This window comes from Myroides sp. DW712 (assembly GCF_046557355.1).
Classification (GTDB): domain Bacteria; phylum Bacteroidota; class Bacteroidia; order Flavobacteriales; family Flavobacteriaceae; genus Flavobacterium.
This window is the reverse complement of sequence record NZ_JBKFDO010000002.1, coordinates 319597-325888: the sequence shown is the minus strand read 5'-3', so window position 1 is coordinate 325888 and position 6292 is coordinate 319597. Positions and strand designations below refer to the sequence as shown.

Here is a 6292-nt window from a genome sequence, read left to right as displayed (position 1 = left end):
TTATATTTGTCTTTCTTATTGTTTGGGTGCACCTTGAAGATAATTATTTTTGAGGACAAACAATGAAAAAACCCCGCCTTTTTTAGACGGGGTTTTTGTTTTTTAGGCTTTTTAGACAGCCTCTTTTTTATGCTTATTTTTTTCTTCGATCCACAATCCCATGTACTTGGTGCTTTGTGCGCTGTGGTGTTTAAACACCTCTAGTAAAAAATTGTTTTTACGATGTTGGTCGACAGCTTCTTCCAATTCTATGATTTTTGATTTGAATCGCGTAATATGTTGTGTTTTATTGTAGGTTGTTTGCAATAAATCAAAGCCTTTTTGTTGTTTTTCCGCCCAAAGGGTTTTATTTTGATAGAGTTCAGCTGCTTTTTGGATGAAATCAGCTACTTCTTCCGCAACACAACCATTCCACTCCTCTACAGTTGCCATAGCTTCCATCCCTACCGCTGTTGTCACATTTGGAGTTCCCACGCGCATTCCGTCCACAAACTTTCCCTTAATTCCCGCACCAAAGCGAATAGGAGCTAGCATTACCCTGGCTTGTTCTACTACGGTTAAAGCTTCTTCTGCTCTACCATGCACTAAAAACCTTTCTTTGGGATTGTGCAATTGCAATACTTTCGCTGAAGGATAAGCGCCGTAAATATGTAAATGCACCTGAGGTAAGGCTTGGCGTAGTAACGGCCAGATTTCCGTTTTTAAATACAGCACCGTTTGCCAATTGGGTTCGTGAATAAAATTACCGATAAATACAAAACCTTCTCTTTCGTCAAAAGATAATAGTTTTGTCTGTTCGTCGTCCGAAATATTCTCTTCTAAGAAAGGTAATACAAAGAGTATATCTTGAGGAAGGTGAAACTGATGCACCAACAATTCCCATTCGACACTAGAAATCAATAGCGTTAGATCACAACGCATAATACTGGCTAATTCGCGTTTCGTTCGATCCCCATACAAATATGCATCTAGCGTACCACTCCCCTTTTTAAGTTGTTCTTGGCGCGCATAGCGCAAGAAGTGTAAATCCTCCGTATCAAGTAAGGTCTTCGCTTGTGGACATTGAGCTGTTACCCGCCAACCGAATTGTTCTTCCATCATAAAACGGTCGTACATGACCCAATCAGGCTGTAAATCGGCTAAAACAGTATCCATGCGCTCATCATTGAGATACACTGCCACTTCTTGTACATCAAAAGAGCTTAATTCATCACTATAGGGCGACTTTTGTGCCGTAGAGCCAAAATAGATATCCATTCCCCATGCCTGAAAAACCGCCAACAACTGCAACATGCGCTTACCTGCGGCAGAGGATCGCGATTCGGGCCATACTTGACCGATAATCAGTATCTTTTTTCCTTGTAATACCTTCTCCATCGCACAAAAATACAGCTTCTTCCGCAGTAAATCACCCCAATTTTTAATCTCTATTATATTTAGTATTTTTGCTGAAAACGAAATGGAACTATGTTAGGACTTAAACTTTTAACCGATCCAAGATGGGCTAATATTGCAGAGTCAAATCTCGAAGAAATCTTGACGGATCACTGCTGGTGTGAGCAAAAAGCGGCAACAAATGCCATTACCTTAATTACCTATAATTCAGAGCACGAAGATTTAGTAACCGAATTGACGGAAATTGCCATTGAAGAAATGGAGCATTTTAAGATGGTTCACGATATCATCAAAGAAAGAGGCTATACTTTAGGACGTGAACGCAAAGACGATTATGTGAACCAATTGGTCAAATTCTGTAAAAAAGACGGAAGTCGAAACGATGCCTTCATTGATCGTTTGCTTTTTGCAGCGATGATTGAGGCGAGAAGCTGTGAGCGTTTTCGCGTACTATCTCAAAACATCAAAGACGAAGAATTGGCCAAGTTTTACTATGATTTGATGGTTTCAGAAGCCAATCACTATACTACGTTCTTAAAGTTTGCTCGAAAATACAGTGAACGCGTAGATGTAGATAAACGTTGGAAAGAATGGTTGGAATTTGAAGGAAACTTAATTCAGAGTTACGGAACCAAAGAACACATTCACGGATAATACTAAAAAAGGGCGCATGCCCTTTTTTAGTTAACGGTTAACAGTTGACGGTTCACTGTCAACTGTTAACTGTCACCTGTCACCTGTCACCTTTAATAATTTTCGTGCCTTACTTTGATAAGCTGGTGTTTTCTCTGGAAAACGCACTTCGATTAATTCAGCAATTAATTTTACTTGGGTGGGAAATTTCTTATGCAACAACAAAATGATTTGCATCGCATTGGCTTCAGTTGCTACTTTGGTTTCTGTAGTTAACCATAGCAAACTTTGATTGATTAATTGTTCTTCTTGCTGCCTAGTCAGTAAATCTGCGTACTCTTCCAACAATAAAACAGCCATTTTACTCGTCAATCGCTTCACACTTTCATTTGTTACCTTGGGTAATTTTTCAATAAAAACCACAAGGTACTCCTTCAATAAACTAGGATTTATTTGAACCAAATCATCCAAAATAATACTGGCAATTACATTTACTTTACTGGTAGAATCAAACGTAAAACCTAGTAAAGTCGCAATTAGATTTGGTTGTTCTCTTATCGTTTCCCGCACTTTTTTTCTACTTGCTAAACTCGTATTTCCTGAGGCCAAAATCTCGTAAATCATAATATATATCGAATAAAAGATTCAATACAAAGGTATTGCGTTTGTAAATATATCAAGTTTTTCCATTTTTTTTTAATCTTATAGTTGGTTTTCTAATTACTTATTCTATATTTGTAGAACAACATCTACATCAATAGAAATGAAAACAATTGTCTTACTCTTAGTTTTACTGTTTTTACAGGGCTGCGCCATCAATCAAAAATTGAATGGTGAAAATGTAGGGCGTTGGGTTTATAAAACGAAAGTTGAGGGAAAAATCAGGGAGGTCGTCCGAGGGCGTTATGACCATAACGGCTTTCAAAAGGGAACCTGGCGATATCGCTACAATGGAAAACTGTACAAGAAACAACAATTTAAAGATTCCATTGCCTACACCACCTATTATCATCCCAATGGAAAAATAGCAGAGAAAGGACAAACCAAATTACTTTCTACCCCCACTGGTTTACACTATTTTTATTTTGGTTCTTGGTTTATTTACGATACCAAAGAACAATTAATTTACGTCAGACATTACGAGTTTGGACAATTACAACACGAAACAAAAGTACAACGATGATAAAATTACCACAAACCGAAGAACAGTTGATGGAATACATTTGGGATTTACAACAAGCATTTTCCAAAGATCTATTAGATAAGTATCCAGATCCCAAACCGGCTCCAACAACCTTAGCGACTTTGCTCAAACGCCTGACAGAAAAAGGATTTATCACCTATAAAACCTTTGGCAACTCTAGAGCATACACGCCTTTGATCCCAAAAGCCGATTATTTTGAAACCCACCTCAACACCATGGTAGAACAACATTTTAATAATTCTGCTTTTTCCTTTGCCTCTTTCTTTACGCAAAAAAGCAAGATGAGTAAAAAAGAACTCGAAGCCTTAAAAAAGCTTGTTGAAGACCAACTAAAAAAATAACCGTATGCTATTCTACCTCATCCAAACCACACTCTTATTGCTTTTCACTTTGGGGTTGTATAAATTCATTTTAGAGTCAACCAAGATTCATGTGTTCAAGCGATACTATTTGCTTTTTGCTTTGCTTGCTGTTTTTCTACTGCCGTTGATAAAGATTCCATCTACGGGTATAGTAACAGCGACGAATACGACTATATCCCACTTAAACGAGGTAATTATTGGTGTTCCAGAGGAGTCAACAACAACAATCTTACCGAATTTGACGTTACCATACAGCCTGTTATTTCTTTATCTTACAGGTGTAACCTTTATGTTGATTCGCTTTGTACTGGCACTTTTACGTTTTCATCGCTTGCAGCAACAAGGTACACTGGTTTATGATCGTGGACAACGTTTTGTTTTAGTCGCTGAACTTGAGATGGCTTTTACCTTTAGAGACACCATCTATTTGCCTTTGCACATTCCCATTGATTGGAGTAACAAAATTATTCTTCATGAATACAATCATGTCAAACAACGTCATTCCTCTGATATTCTGTTTATTGAGATATTGAAAATACTCTTTTGGTTCCAACCCTTGTTGTATTGGTACCAAAAGAACATGGCGTTGAATCATGAATTCTTAGCCGATGATACCTTGAATACGTCAAAAGAAGAAACCCAAGCCTATCTTCAATTGCTTTTAACTCAAACCTATCTACAACAGGAACAACCCCTGAGTAGTTCATTCAATTTTAATTTAACCAAAAAACGTTTTATGATGCTTACAAAAACCAACAAACCGCTCCAAAACACCTTAGCTGTTTTGAGCACTGTATTCTTATTCACGATTATGGGAGCGACCACTGTATTTGCTCAAGATAAACCAAAAAGTGAAAATCTATCACCCAAATCAACGCAAACTGAAGATCCCAATGAAGTACATATCGTAGTTTCGGAGCCTGCCAATTATCCAGGAGGAATGAGTGCTTTTAATCAGGACTTTATTCAAAACTTTCATACACCAAAAATTGAAGGCGAATCGGTACGTGTTATCCTGATGTTTATTGTGGAAAAAGACGGTAGTCTAAATGAAGTCAAAATTGTTAAAGATCCAGGCTTTGGTGTAGGAGAAGCAGCACTAGCCGCTTTAGCTAAAACGAAGAAATGGATTCCAGCTAAACACTATGGTAAAATCGTTCGCAGCCATTTTACCCTACCCATAACCGTACAACTTGAAGCAGCAAAAGAAGCTTAATTTATCTTACTAGGGATACTGGTTTACCTTTTCACTTAATTATAAAAGAATAAAGCTTTTTTACACCACTAATAAGCATTAACTTTACTTTTTTATTATCAAACCGAATACCGAATGTGGATGACAACCCAAAAAAAGAAGCTCATTGGTTTCTTTTCGATTCTATTTCTTGTTTCTAGTGGAGACAATACGCTAGCTAAAGAACAACCCAGTCATGCGGAAATGGCAATACTAGAGCAAGCCAATCACGCCAAGTACCCAGGGCATTTTATGAAGGATTTTCTAATGGCTTTTTACAAAAAGTGGAAAGGGATAGACACAGATGAAAATGCTCTTGAATTTACAGTCGCTTTTACTGTTACTACGACAGGTAAATTAGACAATATCATCATTCTAGGCTTGCCTGATGCCCAATTAACGGAAGGAACGACAAAGCTTGTAAAGGAGATGAAAAAATGGAAGCCTGCTAAAAAACAAGACCTGGCGGAAGAAGCTCGTTACACGGTTCCTTTTTATATTCTGGTTGATGATCTTAAACAAGGTAATCCGAACCCAACCTATTATGCCAAGAAAGAGGATGCCAGTTTTAAAATGGCGCAATATCCAACAGGTATCGATGGTTTTTGGAAAGAATTTCACAAAATAAAAGGACCTCAGTCAAATGCTAATTACGTAGGGGATCAGATTAAATACAATATAACCATTCTCATTCAATCGGATGGAACAGTTACTAATGCCGAGATAAAAGGAATTGAAAATGAAAAACTAAAAGAAGTCTTTCTAGATGATTTTATTGATGTAATTCGACGTATGTCCAAATGGAACCCAGCAACCTATAATGGAAAACCAGTAAAGAGCAAGCTAACTATTCGATTTACTCACCAGGTAGAAATTCTTGAAATGTAAATAAAACAAAATGAGAGCTAAAAAGGCTCTCTTTTTTTTATATTGAATTTTATTTTTTGTTAATTTTACAGCACCTATAAATTACAGATTGAAATTCACCTTACTATATTTTTGTATTATTTTTAGGTTCACGTTCATCCGCCACTTACTTGTATCAGTAAGGGCGTATCATCCCTAACCATTATAGCATGATCTAAACTTCTGCATCTGCTAAGCTATCCTTTACTTTTTTAGTTAAACTAGCATAGACCAAATCATACGAATGGTCAATTAATTCTTTTATTAAATTCCACTGTACAGCACCACCTAAATGCACACTATTCCAATGCTTTTTACTCATGTGATAACCGGGAACGATTTCACTGTAGTCCGCGCGAAGTTCTTCTGCTTTTTCTGGATCGCATTTTAAATTAATAAAACAATCCCCTCGCTCCCATTTGGTCAAATTCAGGAGTAAATAAATCTTTCCTCCCACTTTAAAAGTTAGGGTCTCTTCATCAAAGGGAAAATCTTCCGTTGTTCCCTTTTTGTTTAGGCAATAATCGTAAATCACATGTACATCCATGGCTTGTGTAT

Annotated in this window: 8 protein-coding genes; 5 read left to right on the top strand and 3 right to left on the bottom strand. The window is 37.1% G+C overall.

Annotation, left to right across the window (positions count from 1 at the left end):
* Positions 1 to 111 precede the first annotated feature (111 nt).
* Positions 112 to 1377 carry a glycosyltransferase gene (locus ACLJX0_RS03035; protein ID WP_410878290.1) on the bottom strand — a complete coding sequence of 422 codons (1266 nt, stop codon included), beginning with the start codon at positions 1375 to 1377 and terminating at the stop codon, positions 112 to 114.
* Between the two features lie 90 nt (positions 1378 to 1467).
* Between ACLJX0_RS03035 and ACLJX0_RS03030 the strand changes: the two genes are divergently transcribed.
* Complete coding sequence (locus tag ACLJX0_RS03030; protein ID WP_410878288.1) at positions 1468 to 2049, top strand: tRNA-(ms[2]io[6]A)-hydroxylase; 582 nt, start codon at positions 1468 to 1470, stop codon at positions 2047 to 2049.
* Between the two features lie 72 nt (positions 2050 to 2121).
* Here ACLJX0_RS03030 and ACLJX0_RS03025 read toward each other — a convergent pair whose 3' ends face one another.
* Positions 2122 to 2652 (bottom strand): hypothetical protein, encoded by a 531-nt coding sequence (locus tag ACLJX0_RS03025; protein WP_410878286.1) that lies wholly within the window; start codon positions 2650 to 2652, stop codon positions 2122 to 2124.
* Positions 2653 to 2791: 139 nt separating this feature from the next.
* Between ACLJX0_RS03025 and ACLJX0_RS03020 the strand changes: the two genes are divergently transcribed.
* From ACLJX0_RS03020 to ACLJX0_RS03005, 4 genes are all read left to right on the top strand, one after another.
* On the top strand, positions 2792 to 3211 hold the full coding sequence (locus ACLJX0_RS03020) for a hypothetical protein (RefSeq protein ID WP_410878284.1): 420 nt from the start codon (positions 2792 to 2794) through the stop codon (positions 3209 to 3211).
* Positions 3208 to 3573, top strand: coding sequence for a BlaI/MecI/CopY family transcriptional regulator (locus ACLJX0_RS03015; protein ID WP_410878282.1), 366 nt, complete (start codon positions 3208 to 3210; stop codon positions 3571 to 3573). The genes ACLJX0_RS03020 and ACLJX0_RS03015 overlap by 4 nt, the downstream gene beginning before the upstream one ends.
* Before the next feature lie 4 nt (positions 3574 to 3577).
* Positions 3578 to 4810, top strand: a complete 1233-nt coding sequence (locus ACLJX0_RS03010) for a M56 family metallopeptidase (RefSeq protein WP_410878280.1) — start codon at positions 3578 to 3580, stop codon at positions 4808 to 4810.
* 114 nt (positions 4811 to 4924) lie between these two features.
* Positions 4925 to 5716, top strand: a complete 792-nt coding sequence (locus ACLJX0_RS03005; protein ID WP_410878278.1) for an energy transducer TonB — start codon at positions 4925 to 4927, stop codon at positions 5714 to 5716.
* A 193-nt stretch (positions 5717 to 5909) separates the two neighbouring features.
* On the opposite strand, the gene ACLJX0_RS03000 is transcribed toward ACLJX0_RS03005, so the two are convergent.
* A complete protein-coding gene (locus tag ACLJX0_RS03000) occupies positions 5910 to 6281 on the bottom strand; it encodes an MmcQ/YjbR family DNA-binding protein (RefSeq protein ID WP_410878276.1) in 372 nt (123 codons plus the stop codon).
* Positions 6282 to 6292 lie beyond the last annotated feature (11 nt).